Source organism: Sphingopyxis sp. FD7, from assembly GCF_003609835.1.
Lineage (GTDB): Bacteria > Pseudomonadota > Alphaproteobacteria > Sphingomonadales > Sphingomonadaceae > Sphingopyxis.
Map to the genome: position 1 here is coordinate 1049854 of NZ_AP017898.1, position 18726 is coordinate 1068579.

The 18726-nt window shown below is 65.4% G+C and carries 15 protein-coding genes, 3 tRNA genes and 1 pseudogene; 9 read left to right on the plus strand and 10 right to left on the minus strand.

Annotated elements, in window-relative coordinates:
* Positions 1 to 66 precede the first annotated feature (66 nt).
* A complete protein-coding gene (locus SPYCA_RS04920; protein ID WP_120219173.1) occupies positions 67 to 1698 on the plus strand; it encodes an alkaline phosphatase D family protein in 1632 nt (543 codons plus the stop codon).
* On the opposite strand, the gene SPYCA_RS04925 is transcribed toward SPYCA_RS04920, so the two are convergent.
* Positions 1695 to 2618, minus strand: coding sequence for a crotonase/enoyl-CoA hydratase family protein (locus tag SPYCA_RS04925; protein ID WP_120219174.1), 924 nt, complete (start codon positions 2616 to 2618; stop codon positions 1695 to 1697). The genes SPYCA_RS04920 and SPYCA_RS04925 overlap by 4 nt on opposite strands.
* Positions 2619 to 2860: 242 nt before the next feature.
* On the opposite strand from SPYCA_RS04925, the gene purC reads away from it, so the two are divergent.
* Positions 2861 to 3637 (plus strand): phosphoribosylaminoimidazolesuccinocarboxamide synthase, encoded by a 777-nt coding sequence (purC, locus tag SPYCA_RS04930; RefSeq protein ID WP_120219175.1) that lies wholly within the window; start codon positions 2861 to 2863, stop codon positions 3635 to 3637.
* 163 nt (positions 3638 to 3800) lie between these two features.
* On the plus strand, positions 3801 to 6692 hold the full coding sequence (locus tag SPYCA_RS04935; protein WP_120219176.1) for a M16 family metallopeptidase: 2892 nt from the start codon (positions 3801 to 3803) through the stop codon (positions 6690 to 6692).
* Between the two features lie 297 nt (positions 6693 to 6989).
* On the opposite strand, the gene SPYCA_RS04940 is transcribed toward SPYCA_RS04935, so the two are convergent.
* From SPYCA_RS04940 to SPYCA_RS04950, 3 genes are all read right to left on the minus strand, one after another.
* Positions 6990 to 7409: an addiction module antidote protein gene (locus SPYCA_RS04940; protein ID WP_120219177.1), complete on the minus strand. Its 420-nt coding sequence runs from the start codon at positions 7407 to 7409 to the stop codon at positions 6990 to 6992.
* A 288-nt stretch (positions 7410 to 7697) separates the two neighbouring features.
* The gene (gene bfr / locus SPYCA_RS04945; RefSeq protein ID WP_011540899.1) at positions 7698 to 8180 is read right to left on the minus strand and encodes a bacterioferritin; all 483 of its coding nucleotides are present in this window, start codon (positions 8178 to 8180) and stop codon (positions 7698 to 7700) included.
* Between the two features lie 100 nt (positions 8181 to 8280).
* A complete protein-coding gene (locus SPYCA_RS04950) occupies positions 8281 to 8454 on the minus strand; it encodes a (2Fe-2S)-binding protein (protein ID WP_120219178.1) in 174 nt (57 codons plus the stop codon).
* Positions 8455 to 8635: 181 nt separating this feature from the next.
* On the opposite strand from SPYCA_RS04950, the gene purS reads away from it, so the two are divergent.
* Both purS and purQ read left to right on the plus strand, forming a co-directional pair.
* Positions 8636 to 8866, plus strand: a complete 231-nt coding sequence (gene purS / locus SPYCA_RS04955) for a phosphoribosylformylglycinamidine synthase subunit PurS (protein WP_120219179.1) — start codon at positions 8636 to 8638, stop codon at positions 8864 to 8866.
* 24 nt (positions 8867 to 8890) lie between these two features.
* Entirely contained in the window at positions 8891 to 9556 is a 666-nt protein-coding gene (purQ, locus tag SPYCA_RS04960) for a phosphoribosylformylglycinamidine synthase subunit PurQ (RefSeq protein WP_120219180.1), read from the plus strand.
* On the opposite strand, the gene SPYCA_RS04965 is transcribed toward purQ, so the two are convergent.
* Together SPYCA_RS04965 and SPYCA_RS04970 are read right to left on the minus strand one after the other, a co-directional pair.
* Complete coding sequence (locus SPYCA_RS04965; protein ID WP_120219181.1) at positions 9518 to 9916, minus strand: hypothetical protein; 399 nt, start codon at positions 9914 to 9916, stop codon at positions 9518 to 9520. The two genes, purQ and SPYCA_RS04965, sit on opposite strands and share 39 nt — an antisense overlap.
* Before the next feature lie 6 nt (positions 9917 to 9922).
* Positions 9923 to 10672: a queuosine precursor transporter gene (locus SPYCA_RS04970; RefSeq protein ID WP_120219182.1), complete on the minus strand. Its 750-nt coding sequence runs from the start codon at positions 10670 to 10672 to the stop codon at positions 9923 to 9925.
* A gap of 79 nt (positions 10673 to 10751) precedes the next feature.
* Here SPYCA_RS04970 and SPYCA_RS04975 point away from each other — a divergent pair.
* Both SPYCA_RS04975 and SPYCA_RS04980 read left to right on the plus strand, forming a co-directional pair.
* Positions 10752 to 10847, plus strand: a tRNA-Arg gene (locus SPYCA_RS04975).
* Between the two features lie 26 nt (positions 10848 to 10873).
* Positions 10874 to 10950 (plus strand) — tRNA-Arg (locus tag SPYCA_RS04980).
* A gap of 117 nt (positions 10951 to 11067) precedes the next feature.
* Here the strand turns inward: SPYCA_RS04980 and SPYCA_RS04985 are convergent.
* From SPYCA_RS04985 to SPYCA_RS05000, 4 genes and pseudogenes are all read right to left on the minus strand, one after another.
* A protein-coding gene (locus SPYCA_RS04985; RefSeq protein ID WP_120219132.1) for an IS3 family transposase occupies positions 11068 to 12242 on the minus strand; the annotation gives its coding sequence in 2 pieces (ribosomal slippage) (positions 11068 to 11957 and positions 11957 to 12242; 1176 coding nt in all).
* Positions 12243 to 12302: 60 nt separating this feature from the next.
* Positions 12303 to 12808: pseudogene (locus tag SPYCA_RS04990) on the minus strand (IS481 family transposase); the annotation flags it as partial.
* 198 nt (positions 12809 to 13006) lie between these two features.
* Positions 13007 to 13096 (minus strand) — tRNA-Ser (locus SPYCA_RS04995).
* 81 nt (positions 13097 to 13177) lie between these two features.
* Entirely contained in the window at positions 13178 to 16414 is a 3237-nt protein-coding gene (locus SPYCA_RS05000) for an amidohydrolase family protein (protein ID WP_120219183.1), read from the minus strand.
* Between the two features lie 46 nt (positions 16415 to 16460).
* Between SPYCA_RS05000 and SPYCA_RS05005 the strand changes: the two genes are divergently transcribed.
* Both SPYCA_RS05005 and yghU read left to right on the plus strand, forming a co-directional pair.
* Complete coding sequence (locus SPYCA_RS05005) at positions 16461 to 17735, plus strand: CaiB/BaiF CoA transferase family protein (RefSeq protein WP_232003530.1); 1275 nt, start codon at positions 16461 to 16463, stop codon at positions 17733 to 17735.
* 76 nt (positions 17736 to 17811) lie between these two features.
* A complete protein-coding gene (gene yghU, locus SPYCA_RS05010) occupies positions 17812 to 18693 on the plus strand; it encodes a glutathione-dependent disulfide-bond oxidoreductase (RefSeq protein WP_120219185.1) in 882 nt (293 codons plus the stop codon).
* Positions 18694 to 18726 lie beyond the last annotated feature (33 nt).

The window sequence follows — 18726 nt, forward strand, 5'->3', positions numbered from 1 at the left end:
AACAGCCGTAACAATCGGCGGGCACAGACGCGGCAGGGGGCAATTCATGGCGAGGAGGAGGATGGGATGCACGCAGCCTGGGGTGAGATCGACCGGCGCCTGCTGATCCGGCTCGGCACGGCGGGACTCGCGGCGCTGGCGCTGCCCGGCGCCGCGCGCGCGGCGATGGCGCAGGGCTTTACCCATGGCGTCGCGAGCGGCGAGCCCAGCGCGCATTCGGTGCTGCTGTGGACACGTTACGCCGCCGCCAGCGACGCGCAGCTCACCGCCGAACTGTCCGAAAGCGCCGACTTCGCGCGCGTTGCCGGGGGCGGCAGCGTGACAGCGGCGGGCGAGCGCGATTACACCGCGAAAATCACCGTCGACGGGCTCGAACCCGGCCGCTGCTATTATTACCGCTTCGTCGCGCCCGACGGCAGCAAGTCGCCCACCGGCCGTACGCGCACCTTGCCCGCCGGGCCGACGAGCGCCTTCACGCTCGCGCTCTTTTCCTGCTCGAACCTGCCCTTCGGCTGGTTCAACGCCTATGCCCATGCCGCCGCGCGACAGGACATCGATCTGATCGTCCACGCGGGCGACTATCTCTATGAATATCCGGTCGGCGATTATCCGTCGCTCAGGCAGGCGCTGCCGGGCCGCGAGATCCAGCCGACGCACGAGATGGTGAGCCTGGCCGACTATCGCCTCCGCTACGCCTCCTATCGCGCCGATCCCGACCTCCAGCGGCTCCATGCGCTCTTTCCGATGATCGCGCAGTGGGACGACCATGAATTCACCAATGATGCGTGGAAGGGCGGGGCCGAGAACCATGATGAGGGCGAAGGCGAATGGGCGGCGCGCGCCGCGGTGGCCGAGCGCGTCTATCGCGAATGGATGCCCGTCGCCGACACGCGCTGGCGCGACTATCAGGTCGGCGACCTCGCGACGATCTTCCTCCCTGAAACGCGCGTCAACGGCCGCGACCGCCAGTTCGAGCTCGGCGAGATCATCGCCGGCGGCGGCGATCCGGCGGCGCGGCTCAAGACGTTTGCCGAAACCGACTATCGCGATCCCGCGCGTCAGATGCTCGGCGCCGAACAGGAAAACTGGCTGTTCGAGGGCTTCGCCCAATCGACGAAGGCCGGAACGCGCTGGCAGGTCTGCGCGCAGCAGGTCGTGATGGGCAGTCTCTTCTCGCCGCCCGAAACGCGCGACTGGTTCGCGGGCGACCAGCCCGACTATGTCCGCCGCCGCGTCGAAACGGGACAGCTGGCGGCGAAGGCGGGGCTGCCGCTCAACCTCGACGCCTGGGACGGCTATCCCGCCGCGCGTTCGCGCCTGCTCGCCGCCGCGCAGCGCGCCGATGCCGATCTGGTCACATTGACCGGCGACACGCACAACGCCTGGGCCTTCGACCTTGAGGAGGATGGCCGCCCCGCGGGCATCGAGATCGCGGGGCAAAGCGTGACCTCGCCGGGTTTCGAGGCCTATATCCCCGGCATCAGCGACGAGGTGCGCGTCGCCGCGCTCCGCCGTTCGTCGCCGCAGCTCAAATGGGCGAATACCGAGGACCGCGGCTATGTGACGGTGCAACTGAGGCGCGAGCGCGTGACCGCGCACTGGCACAATGTCGAAACGATCCGCACCCGTTCGCCTGCGCTGAAGGGCACACACAGCATGACGGCGACGCGCGGGCGGCGGACGTTCGACGCAGCCTAGCTATAGGGCGGTGTATCCTCGAACTCGGCAAACCAGGGGTAATCGTTCGCGACGCTCGCCGTGAAGCGGGCGGGCCGCTTTTCGAGGAAGCTCGACACGCCTTCGGCGGCGTCGGGGCTGCGCCCGCGCGCGAAGATCGCGCGGCTGTCCCAGCGGTGCGCGCTCATCGGGTGCGGCGCGCCGAGCATCCGCCACAGCATGTGGCGCGTCAGCGCGACCGACACCGGCGCGCTGTGATCGGTCAGCTCGCGCGCCTTGGCGATCGCGGCGTCGACCAGCTCGCCGGGCGCGTGGACCGACTGGACGAGGCCCTTTTCATGCGCTTCGTCGGCAGGGATCAGCCGACCCGAAAAGCACCAGTCGACCGCGGTCTGGATGCCGACGAGACGCGGCAGGAACCAGCTCGACGCCGCTTCGGGGACGATACCGCGTCGCGCAAAGACAAAGCCATAGCGCGCGGTGTCGCTCGCCAGCCGCGCGTCCATCGACAGCGTCATCGTCGCGCCGATGCCGACCGCGGCGCCGTTGATCGCGCCCAGCACGGGTTTCTTGCAGTCGAAGATGCGCATCGACACGCGCCCGCCCGAATCGCGGATCAGCGGGTGCGACCAGTCGATCGTGCCGTCTTCGCCGACGGGGCTTGCCGCCGTGCCATCGGGCAGCACCGCCCGTTTGTCGGTGCGCTTGTCATAATCGAAGGTCGCGGCGCCCTGGCCCAGATCGGCGCCGGCGCAATAGGCCTTCTCGCCCGACCCGGTGAAGATCACCGCGCGCACGCCATCGTCAGCGTCGCATTCGTCGAGCGCGGCGACGATCTCCAGCATCATTTCGGTGGTGAAGGCGTTCATCCGCTCGGGCCGGTGCAAGGTCAGCAGTGCGATGCCTTCGTGGCGGTCGAGGCGAATCTGGTCGAAGCTCATCCATCTCTCTCCTTGATTTTGGCATAGCGTCGCAAGCGATGGCGCGGAGTGCAAGCACTTTACGTAAACGTAAGGATGTATCCTCCCCATCGCTTCGCGACAGGGAGGATCATCGGCGACGTGACTGATGACGCGCCCGGCCTTTGCCGCTATAGGCCGCCCGACCGCCCCGGCGCCGCGCCTCGTCCATGAGTCGTTCCCGCCGGGGTCAATCATTTGGTTCCGACAGAAAGTTGACCGCCATGGCCCGTCGCCGCCAGATCTACGAAGGCAAAGCCAAGATCCTGTACGAAGGCCCCGAACCGGGCACGCTAATCCAGTATTTCAAGGACGACGCCACCGCGTTCAACGCGCAGAAACGAGGGACGATCAACGGCAAGGGCGTGCTCAACAACCGGATTTCGGAGCATGTCTTTACCCTGCTCGGCAATATCGGCGTGCCGACGCACTTCATCCGCCGCCTCAACATGCGCGAACAGCTGATCCGCCAGGTCGAGATCGTGCCGATCGAGGTGATCGTGCGCAATGTCGCCGCGGGCACGCTCGCGAAGCGGTTGGGGCTCGAGGAAGGGACGCAGCTTCCGCGCACCCTCATCGAATATTGCTACAAGGACGACGCGCTCGGCGATCCGCTCGTCGCCGAGGAGCATATCGCCTGCTTCAACTGGTGCAGCCAGGACGAGCTGCACGACATTCAGGACATGGCGATCCGCATCAACGACTTCATGAGCGGCATGTTCGCTGCGGTCGGCATTCGCCTGATCGACTTCAAGCTCGAGTTCGGGCGGCTTTATGACGGCGATTTCAGCCGCATCATCCTCGCCGACGAGATCAGTCCCGACGGTTGCCGCCTGTGGGACATGTCGACGAACGAAAAGCTCGACAAGGATCGCTTCCGCCGCGACCTCGGCGGCGAGGTCGAAGCCTATCAGGAGGTCGCGCGCCGCCTCGGCCTGCTGCCCGAAGGCGGCGACAATGCGGTGCTCGACCTCGAAAGCCACCGCAAGAAAAAGGGCTGAACCTTCCTTATCCGTCATCCCGGCGAAGGCCGGGATCTCGCCGGTGCTGAAACCCTATCGGGTGAGATCCCGGCCTTCGCCGGGATGACGATAGGAAATAGGTTCACGATCGTTGCCAAGGCCTCCGCCTTGACGCGGGCGCAATGATCGCCAGAACGGCCGAATGACCAGCTCTATCCTCCGGCGCGCCGCCACCGCGCTGTCGCCCTTCGCCCTTCTTGCCGTCTGCTCCGCGCCGCTGCTTGCCAAAGAGGCGGATAAGCCCGCCGCCGCCGCCGCGATCAACCCGCAAAGCGACGCCGCAAAGGCCTGGAACTTTGCTGCCAGCGACGTGCCGGTCGACCCCGAAACGATATTCGGCGTCCTCCCCAACGGCATGAAATACGCCTTGCTCAAAAACAGCACGCCCAGGGACAGCGTCGTCATCCGGATGCGCTTTGACGTCGGCAGCTTTGCCGAGGCCGAGGACCAGCGCGGGCTGGCCCATTTCCTTGAACATATGGCGTTCAACGGCTCGACCCATGTGCCCGAGGGCGAGATGATCAAGCTGCTCGAGCGCAAGGGGCTGGCGTTCGGCGCCGACACCAACGCCTCGACCGGGTTCGACGAGACGATCTACAAGCTCGACCTGCCCAACGCTTCGGACGATTTGATCGACACCGGGCTGATGCTGATGCGCGAAACCGCGAGCGAGCTGACGATCGACCCCGCCGCGGTCGACCGCGAACGCGGCATCATCCTTTCCGAACGGCGCGCGCGCGACACCTATCAGCTCCGCAGCCTCGTCGACCAGCTCGCTTTCCAGATGCAGGGGATGATTGTCGCGGATCGCCTGCCCATCGGCACCGAAGAGGTGATCCGCACGGCGCCCGCATCGCGCCTGCGCGATCTGTACGAACGCTATTACCGGCCCGAGCGTGCGACATTGGTGATGGTCGGCGATTTCGACCCAACGGCGGTCGAGGCGAAGATCAAGGCGCGCTTTGCCGACTGGAGGGGGAAGGGCGCGGCAGGCGCCGATCCCGACATCGGGACAATAGATTATGCGCGCGCAGTCGCCGCCGACGTTTTTGTCGATCCCGCGATCCAGGATTCGGTGACGCTCGCCGCCTTCCGGCCCTGGATCGACGAACCCGACACCAGGGCGAAACGCGCGCGCCTGCTTGCCGAAAATATCGGCGAGGCGATCGTCAGCCGCCGCCTCGCCAAGATCGCGCTGCGCGAAGACTCGCCGATCCTCGGCGGTGCGCTGTCGGACGCGAACGGCTGGAAGGTTTTCGATCAGGTGACGATCGGCGCGGTGGCAAAGGAAGGCGCGTGGCGGGAAGCGCTCACGCTCGTCGAGCAGGAGCGCCGCCGCGCGATCGAATATGGCTTTACCGCGGCCGAGGTCGCCGAACAGCTCGCCAATCAGCGCACGGCGCTGCGCAACGCGGTCGCCGGCGCGGCGACGCGCCGCAGCGAGGCGCTGGCCGACGCGCTGGTCGTCGCGGCGAAGGGCGAGGCGGTCTTCACCCGCCCCGAAACGCGCCTGGCGCTGTTCGAGGCGGTGGCGCCCTCGCTTGACGCCGCCGCGGTCACCGCCGCGTTCCGCAAGCGGATGGCGGGGCTGAGCGCGCCGCTCGTGCGCGTGACGGCCAAGGCGCCGATCGCGGGTGGGGCCGATACGATCCTCGCCAGCCTGCAATCCTCGATGCAGGTCGCGGTCGCGCCGCCCGCCGAGGCCGCGAGCGCCGCCTTTGCCTATGATGATTTCGGCACGCCGGGCGCGATCGTCGCCGATGACCGGATCGAGGATCTGGGCATCCGCCGCGTCCGCTTTGCCAATAATGTGATGCTCAACATCAAGACGACCGATTTCCAGAAGGATCGCGTGCTGCTGTCGCTGCGCGTCGACGGCGGGACGCTGCTCGCGACGCGCGACGATCCGACGCGCGTTGCGCTCGCCAACTCGTTCATGCTCGGCGGGCTGGAGGCGCATAGCGTCGACGATCTGCGGAGCGTGCTCGCGGGGCGGACGGTCACCCCCGCCTTCGGCGCCGCGATCGACGCCTTCGGCGGCACGGCGACGACCTCGCCCGAGGACTTCATGCTTCAGGCGCAGCTGCTCGCCGCCTATCTCACGCATCCCGGCTATCGCGCCGACGGGCTCGCGCTCATCCGCCGCGTGCTGCCGCAGCAATATGCCGCGAACGACGCGAGCCCGGCGGCGGTGATCGCCCGCGATGCGGGCGGCATCCTCGCCAACGACGATCCGCGCGCGCAGACCCCACCGCTCGAAAAACTGATGGCGCTCGACTGGGCGCAGCTCAAACCCGTGATCGCCGACAGCCTGGCGCACGGGGCGATCGAGATCGGCGTCGTCGGCGACATCAGCGAGCAGGCGGCGATCGACGCCATCGCCGCGACCTTTGGCGCGCTGCCGCCGCGCCGCGCCGCCTTCGACCCGCGCACCGACGCGCGCATCCGCGACTATGCCGCCGACCGCAGCGAGCGCACGCTGATCCACAAGGGGCCCGCCGAACAGGCGGAACTGCGCGTTTATTGGCCCGCCCGCGACGACAGCGACCTGGCCGAAGCGATGCGGCTAAACCTGCTCGCGCGCGTGATGCAGCTGAAGCTCACCGAGGAACTGCGCGAACGGCTCGGCGAAAGCTACAGCCCCGGCGCCGCAGCCAGCCTGTCGGACGAGTTTCCGGGCTATGGCCACCTCTTTGCCGCGAGCAATGTCGATTACCAGGATCTGGCGACGACGCGCGCGGCGATCTTTGCCATCGCCAGGGAATTGCGCGCCGCCCCCGTCGACCCCGACATGCTCGACCGCGCGCGGCGTCCGCTGGTCGAGGCGATGACCAAGGCGCGGCGCGAGAACAGCTACTGGCTGAACTATGTCGCCGAAGCGACCAGCCAGGCCGACCGGCTCGACCGCAGCCGCAATGGCATCGCCGAGGTCGAGGCCGCGACGCCCGCCGAGTTGCAGGCGCTCGCGCAGCGCTATCTGACCGACGACAAGGCGCTGGTGATCAAGGCGGTGAGCGACAAGGCGGGGAAATAGCGCGTTGGTGTCCACTGACGACCGTTTGCGGCCGTTTGCCCGAAGGGCCGTGTTGGAACAGGATTCGCGCAGAGGCGCAGAGATCGCAGAGTGGAAGCGCATTCTCCTCTGCGATCTCTGCTGCCTCTGCGCGAATGTTATAGAATGCCGCATTCCGACCATTTGCGGATCTTTATTCCATCGTCATCCCGGCGAAGGCCGGGATCTCACCCTATCGGTTTGCCGCACCGGCGAGATCCCGGCCTTCGCCGGGATGACGGATAAGGGAAGGCCCGGAATCCACCCCAAAACCGCCGCCTAAACCCGCCCCGGCGCCTTTGCCCGAATGAAATTCTCCAGCGCGGCGAACAGCATTTCGCGCGCGTCGCTGCCCAGCATTTCGGCGGTTCGCCAGTCGAAATCGACGCGGTCGCCGCGCGATGCGGCGCCGACGATCGCGGCGAGCAGCGCCTCGTCGAAACTGAGCCGCGGACAGCAGGGCGGCGCGACGGCAAAGGGGTCGGGCCAGACATGCGCGATCGCCTCGACCACCAGCCGGAAGCGGCGCGCCGCCAGGATATTGCCCCAGCGCCGTTCGAGTTCGGGCATCGGGTCGTGGCCGCTGCGGCGGCAGAGGATCGAATAGCGCAAGGCGAGCACCGCCTGCGCGGCATCGACCGACACGTCGCGCACCAGCGGCTGCTCGGCAAGTTGGCGGATCAGCGTGCGGCTTTGCATGACATCCTCTCTTCCGGCCCGTAAAGTCCGCGGGTCCGCTTTGCGCCCCGGCGGAAAAAGATGCCGGCCGCCTTGTCGCAGCTTGAAGATGCAGCGGCCGGCAGGAGGGGACTGCTCGACTGTGCTATTGAGAATTAATCGCAATTACAAGCGAAAAAAGAGGCGCCCGAAAGCGCCCCTGAAAAGCATGGTTTTCCTGCCATGTCATCCCGGCGAAGGCCGGGATCTCATCCTATCGGTTTACCGCACCGGCGAGATCCCGGCCTTCGCCGGGATGACAGATTCGGATCAATCGTCGCCCGCAGGCTTCGACTGGAGCTGGATATAATTTTCGATGCCCATCCGCTCGATCATCTCGAACTGCTTCTCCAGCTCGTCGACATGATGCTCCTCGCTTTCGAGGATGTCGGCGAACAGATCGCGGCTCACATAGTCGCGCACGCTTTCCGAATGCGCGATCGCATCCTTGAGCAGCGGGATCGCCTCTTCCTCGAGCGCAAGGTCCGCCTTCAGTATTTCCTCGACCGTCTCGCCGACGCGCAGGCGGCCGAGCAGCTGGAAATTGGGGAGGCCGCCCAGAAAGAGGATGCGGTCGGCCAGCTTGTCGGCGTGCTTCATCTCGTCGATCGATTCTTCGCGCTCGAAATGCGCGAGGCGCGCGACGCCCCAATTGTCGAGCATCCGGTAATGCAGCCAATATTGGTTGATCGCGGTCAGCTCGTTCTTGAGCGCTTCGTTGAGGAAGTCGATGACCTTTTCGTCGCCCTTCATGGTGTCAGTCCTGTCATTTTCTGCTGTGTGGGAGTGGCGGCATTATACCGCCCCGGACACCGCCAGGCCAAGGGTGAAAATGGCAGAAATCTGCGAAAAATCAGGCGGCTGCGGTCGCGTCGCTGATGATATTGCGAGCGAATGACAGGCACTGGCCGCACTTGGGTTTGCGACCCAATTGCGCATAGGCCGCCTTCGCGCACCGCAACCCGCCATTCCGCGCGACGTCGCGCAGCTGGCTTTCCCTTATTGCGTTGCAGACACAGACGACCATGTGCGAATCCTTCTCAACAACCCCGATTTAGGGATAGTGCGACGGATTCGCAACAAGAAAGATGCGAGTGGTTCGCAATCCGGAAAAGCATATTTTTCGCGGGCACGGCCCTTGCCCGAAAAGCGATTCGCGGGCATAGGCGCGCGCATCGTCACCCCATCCCGCGTAAAGGTCCGCCCCCATGAAAGTGAATGTCTATGTGACGCTCAAGCCGGGGGTGCTCGATCCGCAGGGCAAGGCGATCCACCATGCGCTCGAAGGGCTGGGCTTTAAGGGCGTCGCCGACGTCCGCGCGGGCCGCTTCATCGAACTCGACGTCGCTGACGGCACGAGCGATGCCGATCTCGACGCGATGTGCGCCAGGCTGCTCGCGAACACGGTGATCGAAAACTACCGCATCGAACGCGCCTGATCCCAAGCCTTAGGAGCCTGTCCCATGAAGACCGCCGTCATCGTCTTTCCCGGCTCCAACTGCGACCGCGACATGGCCGTCGCGCTCGAAACGGTCACGGGCAAGGCGCCCGCGATGGTCTGGCACCGCGAGAGCGAGTTGCCCGCCGGCACCGATTTCATCGCGCTGCCCGGCGGCTTTTCCTATGGCGATTACCTTCGCTCGGGAGCGATGGCGGCGCGCTCGCCGATCCTGCGCGCGGTCGCCGAGGCTGCGGGCCGCGGCGTTCCTGTGCTCGGCGTCTGCAACGGCTTCCAGGTGCTGACCGAAGCGGGGCTGCTCCCCGGCGCGCTGATGCGCAACGCGGGGCTCAACTTCGTGTGCCGCACCGTGCCGCTCAAGGTCGAGAACAGCCAGTCGCTGTTCACCGCCAGCTACAATTCGGGTGAGGAAATCCACATTCCGGTCGCGCACCATGACGGCAATTATTTCGCCGACGAGGGCACGCTCGACCGAATCGAGGGCGAAGGCCGCGTCGCCTTTCGCTATCTGGACAGCGTCAACGGGTCGGCGCGCGACATCGCGGGCGTGCTGAGCGATGCGGGCAATGTGCTCGGCATGATGCCGCACCCCGAACGCGCGATCGACCGCGCGCACGGCGGCACCGACGGGCTACGCCTGTTCGAAGCGGCGCTCGGCGTCCTCGCCTGAAGGCTCGGGGGCGGCGCCCTGGTCTGACGCCGCATCGGGTCGCGGCAGCCAGCGCCCGACGAGCGCCAGCACCGTCGGCCAGAACATCGTGTTCCAGATGTCGTGCCAGTGTGCATCGTCGGGCTGGACCCTTGCCGCGCCATATTCGACGACCAGGTCGAGAGCCTCGCCACCGCACGCCAGCGCCAGCACCGCAAGCCACGCGGCGATCCAGCCGCCGCGGCCGCGCCATGCAAGACGCACGAGCAGAAACAATGCCAGCCCGAAATAGATGTGCAGCGCATCCTTGCTGAGATCGGTCGCGGCCACGATCCACATCTTTCGCTCGACGAACAGCGCGGCAATCTCGATCAGCGTCATGTGGGGTCAAACCTTGGCGGCAAAGGGCGTGAAATCGGTGCCTTCGTCGAACACGTCGACACCTTCGCGTCGCTTCAACGCGCCAACCACGACATAGGTTACCGGCGTCAGCGCCGCTTCCCACAATGTTTTGATCAGCCATTGCGACAGCACGACCTGATAAAGCTGTTCGGGCGGCCAGCCGGCAAGCCCGTAAAAGGCGAGCGGATAGAAAATCAGGCTGTCGAGACCCTGACCCACCACGGTCGAACCAATGGTGCGCATCCACAGGAAGCGTCCGCGGGTCCACAGCTTCATTCGCGCCAGGACATAGGCGTTGGCGAACTCGCCGACCCAGAAGGCGGTCATCGAGGCAAGCACAATACGCCAGCTGTTGCCGAACACGAACTCATAGGCTTCCTGACCCGGCCAGCCGTCGGCAGGCGGCAGCGCCACGACCGCCCATGCCATGAACGCCATGAAGGCGAGCGCGGCAAAGCCCGTCCAGATCACCCGCCGCGCGCGCGCATAGCCGTAAACCTCGGTCAGCACGTCGCCGATGATGTAGCTGATCGGAAAGAAGAGCACCCCGGCGCCGAACGCCCATTCGCTGCCGCCCGGCAACACGACATAGCTCGGTTTCGAGGCACCGATGATGTTGGACAACAGCAGGATGGCGACAAAGGCCGCCATCAACAGATCGTAATAGCGGAAATGGCGCACGCTCGCGGCGTTCGCATGAACGGGCGGGGGCGGGTGGCTGGGCGTGTCGGTCATCGACGCGCTGCTTAACCTGCTTTGCAGCCCGCGCAAACCACGCTATTCGCGCAACCGTCGATACCCGGCTCTGCGCGCCCGTAGCTCAGCTGGATAGAGCACCCGCCTTCTAAGCGGAGGGTCTGGGCCGCGAAAGGGATGGGAGTATTGTAGGTTAGCCGTTGCCGGTCTGCCAGCGAACCGTGTAGCGAACCGTATTGGGGCCCCGTAGCTCAGCTGGATAGAGCATCGGTCTTCTAAACCGAATGTCGCGTGTTCGAATCACGCCGGGGTCACCACGCCACTAGCGGTAGATTTTGCGAGCTTTCCTCGGAGAGCGAGGTAACGAATGGATTATGACGCAACGATTCTCCTCTGTCGCAAATGATCTTCCCCCGGTTGCGCGGACACCAGGGTTAGCCCGTCATGCGTTGCTCGGCCTGTTCGGGGGTGAGATACCCGAGGGCCGAGTGCATGCGGTTCCGATTATAATAGCCTTCGATATATCCGAACAGAGCCTGCCGGGCTTCGAGATGCGTTGCCCAGCGGCATTGATGGACCAGTTCGACCTTCAGCGTATGGAAGAAGCTCTCCATCGGCGCGTTGTCGTAACAGTTCCCAGTGCGGCTCATCGACGCGGTCGCGCCGATCGCAGTGAGTTGATCGACATAAGCCCCGGCGGCATATTGCGATCCGCGATCGGAGTGATGCACGAGTCCGCGTAGCGGTCGCTGCCGTTGGGCGGCCATCATCAACGCAGCGAGCGTCAGTTCGGTGCGCATGTGATCCCGCATCGCCCAGCCCACGATCTTGCGAGTCGCCAGATCGAGCACGGCGGCCAGATACAGCCAGCCTTCGCCGGTCGGGATATAGCTGATATCGGCCAGCCACACGCGGTTCGGCGCCGTGGCTTCGAAGCGCTGCGCGAGCAGGTTCGGCGCGATCGGCAGGTAATGGCGGCTGTCGGTCGTCGAGGGCCGAAAGCGGCGACCGGCAAGCGCACGGATGCCGTGGCGGCGCATCAGCCGCTCGACACGACCGCGGCTGCAGCCGCGCCCTTCCGCGCGCAGCGCGGCATGCATCCGGGGACTGCCGTATCGCCCGGAATGCCGCGCCTGGATCCGACGGATATCGCCGAGCAACACGGTGTTCGCCGTCGTGCGCATACTCGGCGGCCGATCGCGCCAATCGTAATAGCCGCTGCGCGACACACCGAGCATGCGGCACATGACGCTGACCGGCCAGGTGCCAGCATGGGCGCGGATGAACTGGAACTTCACCGTGGCATCTCCGCGCAAATGCCGACCGCTTTTTTCAGAATGTCGCGCTCCATGCGCGTGCGATCGAGTTCGCGGCGCAGCCTGGCAATCTCCGACGCCTGATCCGCCGGCGACGCCATCGGCGATGATAGCGGCTTCGCCGCAGGCACTGTCCCCTTGATCTCCAGTGCCCGCTGCCAGCGCCTCAACATCGTCGGCATGATCCCCAGCTCACGCGCAACGTCGGTCTGCATCCGACCGCTCGTCTCCCACAGCGTCACAGCCTCGCGCTTGAACTCGTCTGTGAAATATCGCTTCCCAACCTTCGCCATCTTACACCTCCTCGCTCCAATGAGCCGTTCATCGGTGTCCGCGCAACCGGGGGAAGATCAGAACTTGCTCGTCCGGTCGATCGCCACGAACAGGCGCAGCTTGCCTTCGGCGGTCTGCACCTCGGCGATGTCGATGTGGAAGTAACCGATCGGGTAGGTCTTGAACTTGCGCTTCGGTTCCTTGTCTCCCGTCACTTCGGGCAGTCGGCTGATCCTATGCCGTTGCAGGCAGCGATGCAGCGACGAGCGGGTCAGAGCCTGCCCCCGCGAAGGCGGGGGTGCGGGATCGTCGCCTGCAGGGCGTAAAGGCAGTCATCCAGCGGCAGCAGCGTGTGCTTGCGGAAGGCAACGATGATCGCCTCCTCCTCGATGCTCAGCACCGTCGAATGAGCATCCTTCGGGCCGGTTGGCAGATCCTCGATCGCCGTGCGCTTCTTCCACTTGGCGACGGTCTTCTGGTTGATCCCGTAGCGCTGGGCCAGAGCCCTCAGGCTCTCTTGACTATGTTGTATCGCTCGACGGACTGCCGCTGTCGTGCGGGCGCTCCCGTGTAAAATCTGTCCCATAGTGCATCCTTCCAGGCTTGCGCCGACAATGCACCATCAAACACCGGGACCAAACACCTATTGCCATCCCATCAACCAACCATCATGAAGGAGCCAGACTCTACCTCTGACTGGTAACAATAAGGGGTGCATCACCAGAAACGCCCGGAAAATCCCAGGATTTTTCCAAATGGGCGGGCAGGCGTCAAAATGTGAAAATGGAGGAGAGTGAGGGATTCGAACCCTCGGTACCCTTGCGGGCACTTCGCATTTCGAGTGCGACGCTTTCGACCACTCAGCCAACTCTCCTCGCTGAGAGGAGAAGCCCCTAGCGGCGGTCCGTCCTTGTTGCAACCCTCTGGTCACAAAAAAGGACGGACCGGACGGCGATCAGGGCCTTTCGGCTTCCCACCAATAGGGCTGACGCTTGCGGTCGCCGGTTTCCGCCTCGTTCATCGTCAGTGGGTCGTAAAGCCGCCCGCCGAGCATGACGCGGTGGATCTTCTCGGTATTGCGGATGTTTTCGGTGGGGTCGGCGTCGAGGATGAGCAGGTCGGCGAGCTTGCCGGCCTCGAGCGATCCCACATCCCTTGCATAGCCGAGCGAGGTCGCGGGCATGATCGTCGCGGCGCGCAGCGCGTCGATGTTGCTCCAGCCGCCGCGCACGAACGACCATATTTCCCAATGCGCGCCAAGGCCCGCCTGCTGGCCATGCGCACCGATCGATACCATGCGCCCCGCCGCGGCGATTTTTCCGGCCTGGCGCGCGGCATCGTCGTCGACATAGTCGCTTTCGGGCGCGATTACGCGGCGCTTGTTGTTCGCGGCGAGTTCGGTCGGCGGAATATGCTTCGTCAGGATCGGATGCTCCCACACATTGGTATGCGCGCGCCAATAGGGATCGCCCGCGGGGCCGCCATAGGTGACGACGAGTGTCGGCGTATAATCGACCTTGGTCTGCCCCCACAGCTGCACGAGATCGCTGTAGAAGACGTGGAGCGGGATATTGTGCTCGACGGTCGAATTGCCGTCCTGGATGAGCGAGACGTCCATCGTGTAGAGCGAGCCGCCCTCGGGCACGACGGTCAGTCCCTCGGCCTGCGCCGCCTTGACGACCATCTGCCGCTGGTCGCGCCGCGGCTGGTTGTAATTCTTGACGCTGTGCGCGCCCTGCGCCTTCAGCCGCCGGACATGCGCGAGCGCGTCGTCATAGCCGTTGATTTCGGCATAGATGCCCGCCGCCTTCGCGCCATAGATGATCTCGCCCGTCGAAAAGATGCGCGGGGCGAGGATCAGCCCCGCGCGCTGCATTTCGGACGAGACGAAGATTTCCGACGCGCGCGACGAGGGGTTGTGGCTGGTCGTCGTGCCCATCGCCAGATTGACGATTTCCGACCAGTTCTGCTGCGGCACCAGCTCGTCGGCGCCATGCGGGCCATGCGCATGGGCGTCGACGAAGCCGGGGATGATCGTCTTGCCGGCGGCGTCGACCGTCACCGCGCCCGCGGGGACGGTGATTGCGCCCGCCGGACCGACCGCGGCGATGCGGTCGTTTTCGATCAGGATCGCGCCATTTTCGATCACGCCGCCGTCCTTGTCGGCCATGGTGACGATCTTTGCTCCGGTGATGAGCACCGTGCCCTTATGTTTCGCGGCCGCCTGTGTCATCGCGAGTGACACGCCGTCGGTCGGCGGCGTGAACTTCGGCGCCTTGTCGTCGGTTGGGGCATTGGCGAACAGGCTCGCCAGATCGGCGCTGAACAGCGTCGCGCCGCGGCTCCAGTAGAAGCGGCGGCCGCCGTCCGACCAGTGGATATAGTCGGCGCCGCTGCCCGACACGCGCGTTACCGGCAGCGCGCCGCTCCTGGTGCCGAGCGACACGTCCTGTCCGCCGGGCATCAGCGGCGTGACATAGGCGTCGTAATTCTGCCGGAAGGCGAGGGTGCGGCCGTCGGGCGATATTTCATAGTCGCTGACGAGCTCTCCACTGGCATGGACGCGCTTGTCCTCGCCGCTCAGGTCGGTGCTCACGAGCTGACTTTTGCCATCGGCGGCGGTGACCATGAAGACGCGGTCGTTGGCTGAGCCGAACTGCGGTTTCGCCCCGTCGCGGCTGATCCGTTGGGCGGCACCGCCGGACGCCGCGATGCGATAGACGCCGGGATTCTCGCCCCAGCGCGCCGAAACCAGCCCGCCGCCGCCGCGCCGTTCAAAAACGATCGTCTGGCCGTCCGGCGAGAAGCGCGGTTCGGCATAGTGGCCGGGCGTCGCCGTCACCTTGCGCGAACTTCCCCCGTTGGCGCCCGTCACATGGATTTCGCCAAGTCCTGCATCGGTCCAGCGCACGAAGACGATCGACTTGCCATCGCGCGACCAACTCGGCCACGCTTCCATCGCCGCATCCTTCGCCGAGGTGAGCCGCCGCGCGGTGCCGCCGGTGGCGGGCTTGACCCACAGCTTGCCAAGCGTCTCGAAGACGATGCTGCGTCCGTCGGGCGACACTTCGGCCCAGCGCGGCATTCTGGTGGTGAAGCTGTCGGGAGCGACCTCGACCGCCGGATGAATCGCATCGACGATCACGCGGTCGTCGTCGACGCTGAACGGGATGATGCGCGCCTCGCCGCCGCTCGCGCCGACGCGGCGCAGCTTGCCGCCCGCCCAGAAAAGGATGTCGCGGCTGTCGGGAGTCCACGCCATGTTCGGATAGACGCCCGTGACCGCCCAGGTTTCCTGCACATCCTGGTCGAGCGCGTCGTAAATCCTGGTTTCGGCGCCCGACGCGAGATCCTTGACATAAAGTTTGGACAGCGCGCCCTCGCGCCGCACGAAGGCAAGGCGCTTGCCGTCGGGCGACGGGGTCGGGCGCACCGCCCCGCCGTTGCCGGACGCCGCGGTGCTTATGCTGCCATCCTCGAGGTTGTAGCGTTCGATGTGGAACAGGTCGGTGTTGCTGTCCTGCGCATATTCGAAGATCGGCCCCGGCGTGACATTGCGCGTGTAATAGACGCTCTTGCCGTCGGGCGCGAAAATGGGTTCGCCGAGTTCTTTCTGATGCCGCTCATTCGGTTTCTTGACCAGCGGCACCCCCGCGCCGCCCGACACATGATAGATCCACACCTCGCCCGTGCCGAGCGAACGGCCGGTGGTGAAATGTTTTTTGGCGACGAGGAATTGCCCGTCGGGTGACCAGCTTGGCTGATTGAGCAGGCGGAAATCCTCTTTCGACACCTGCCTTTTGTCGCTGCCGTCGCGGTTCATGATCCAGATATTGTCGCCGCCGCCGCGGTCGGAGACAAAGGCGATGCGCGTCCCGTCGGGCGAAAAGCGCGGCTGATGCTCATAGGCGAGTCCCTCGGCGATGCGCGTTGGCGTGCCGCCCTCGATCGGCATCATATAGATGTCGCCCAAAAGGTCGAAGGCGATGGTGCGACCGTCGGGGGCGACGTCGACGTTCATCCAGCTGCCTTCGTCAACCGCAATCGGGACTTTACGGGTTGCCATGCCCGGCGGGGCGTTGACGTCCCATTTATCGTCTTTGGTCTCGGCGGTCGGAACGGGCGCGCTCTGCGCCCAGACCGAGGTCGAACAAGCCAGAGTCGCCGCAAGGGCGAGAGCGAAGCGCGCCATGATATTATCCCCGTTTGAAATTATGTGCCGACCATATGGTCGGCACGTGAACTTGCAAGCGACGGCTTTCGACGAAGCCACTGGCAGGCTCGACGGGCGGCTGCTAGCCCGGTGGACAGATGCAAAACGGGGAGGGGATGGCGTGCCGCTGACGGGAATAAGGGTGCTCGATTTCGGCCGCTATATCGCCGGTCCCTATTGTGCCGCGCTGCTCGCCGATTATGGCGCCGATGTCATCCGTATCGAGGCGCCGGGCGGCAATGACGATCGCTTCACGGTGCCTGTCGCCGAAGATGGGTCGGGCGCGATGTTCATGCAGATGAACCGCGCCAAGCGTTGCCTGACGCTGAAACCGGGCAGCCCGGAGGGGCGCGAGATCGTGCGCCGGCTGGTCGGAACCGCTGATGTGGTCGTCGCCAACCTGCCGCACGAGGCGCTGGCCAGGCTGGGGCTCGATTATGACAGCCTGTCGGCGATCAACCCGCGCGTCATCCTGGCGACCGCTTCGGCCTTTGGCAGCGAAGGGCCGCTGGCGCATCGCGTCGGCTTCGACGCGGTGGGGCAGGCGATGTCGGGGGCGGTGCATCTCACAGGCACGCCCGATCAACCCTATCGCGCGCAGGTCAATTATGTCGATTTCGGCACCGCGCTCCACTGCGCCTTCGGCATCCTGCTCGCGCTGCGCGAGCGCGAGATGACAGGCCGGGGGCAATGCGTGTCGGGATCGCTGCTCGGCACCGCGCTTGCGCTGTCGAATGCGCTCACCATCGACCATGCGCTGAACGGCATCGAGCGCCAGCCGATCGGCAACCGCAGCTTCAGCTCGGCGCCGACCGACCTGTTTCGCACGCGCGACGGGTGGATCGTCACGCAGATCGTCGGCAACGGCATCTTCGCGCGCTGGGCTGCGCTGGTTGGGCGGCCCGAACTGGTCGACGATCCGCGCTATGCCAGCGACATATTGCGCGGCGACAATGGCGAAGCGTTGAGCGCGATCATGCAGCGCTGGTGCATCGACCGGACGAGTGCGGATGCGATTGCCGAACTGGCCGAGGCGCGCGTGCCGGCGGCGCCTGTGCTGCGCGCGGGCGAAGCGCTGGCAGAGCCGCAGGTTGCGGCGATGCGGCTCGTCGAACCCGTCGCCTATCCAGGCGCGCCGGGCGAGGTGCCCGTCATCCGCGCACCGATCCGCCTGTCGGAAAGCGAGAAAGTCGCCGCGAAGCGGGCGCCACGGCTGGGTGAGCACAGCGACGCGATCCTGACCGAGATCGGCTATGACGCCGACGCGATTTCGGCTTTGCGTGCCGCAAATATAATTTGAGCGGGCGAGGGTGGACAGCGCGCGTGCGGTCACTTACGTTACCGCTCGGTATAAAAATCAGCCAAGGAGCCTCGCGATGACCGACACCAGCGAATATGTGCCGCCGAAAATCTGGACCTGGGACAAGGAAAGCGGCGGGCGTTTCGCCAATATCAACCGACCGGTCGCGGGGCCGACGCACGACAGGGAGTTGCCCGTCGGCAAGCATCCGCTCCAGCTCTATTCGCTCGGCACCCCCAACGGCGTGAAGGTGACGGTGATGCTCGAAGAATTGCTCGCTGCGGGTCACAGCGGCGCCGAATATGACGCCTGGCTGATCAACATCGGCGAGGGCGACCAGTTTTCGAGCGGATTCGTCGGCGTCAATCCGAACAGCAAGATCCCCGCGCTGGTCGATCGCAGCGGCGCCGAGCCGATCCGCGTCTTTGAATCGGGCGCGATCCTGATCCATCTGGCGGAAAAGTTCGGCGCCTTCCTGCCGACCGACACCGCCAGGCGCGCCGAAACGCTGTCGTGGCTGATGTGGCAGATGGGCAGCGCGCCCTTCCTGGGCGGCGGCTTCGGCCATTTCTACGCCTATGCGCCGACCAAGCAGGAATATCCGATCAATCGCTATGCGATGGAGGTGAAGCGCCAGCTCGATGTGCTCGACCGGCGCCTTGCCGAGAGCGAGTTTATCGCCGGCGGCGACTATACGATCGCCGACATGGCGATCTGGCCCTGGTATGGCGCGCTCGTGAAGGGGCTGGTCTATGACGCGGGCGAGTTTTTGCAGGTGCAGGAGTATAAGAATGTTCTGCGCTGGACCGACCAGCTTGCCGCGCGCCCGGCGGTGAAGCGCGGGCGGATGGTCAACCGCGTGACGGGCGATCCGGCGAGCCAGCTTCGCGAGCGCCATGACGCTTCGGATTTCGAGCTGCGTACGCAGGACAAGCTGGAGGCCGCCGATAGTGCGTAATTTGCGCAGAGTGCGACGGCGCCCGCGTTAACC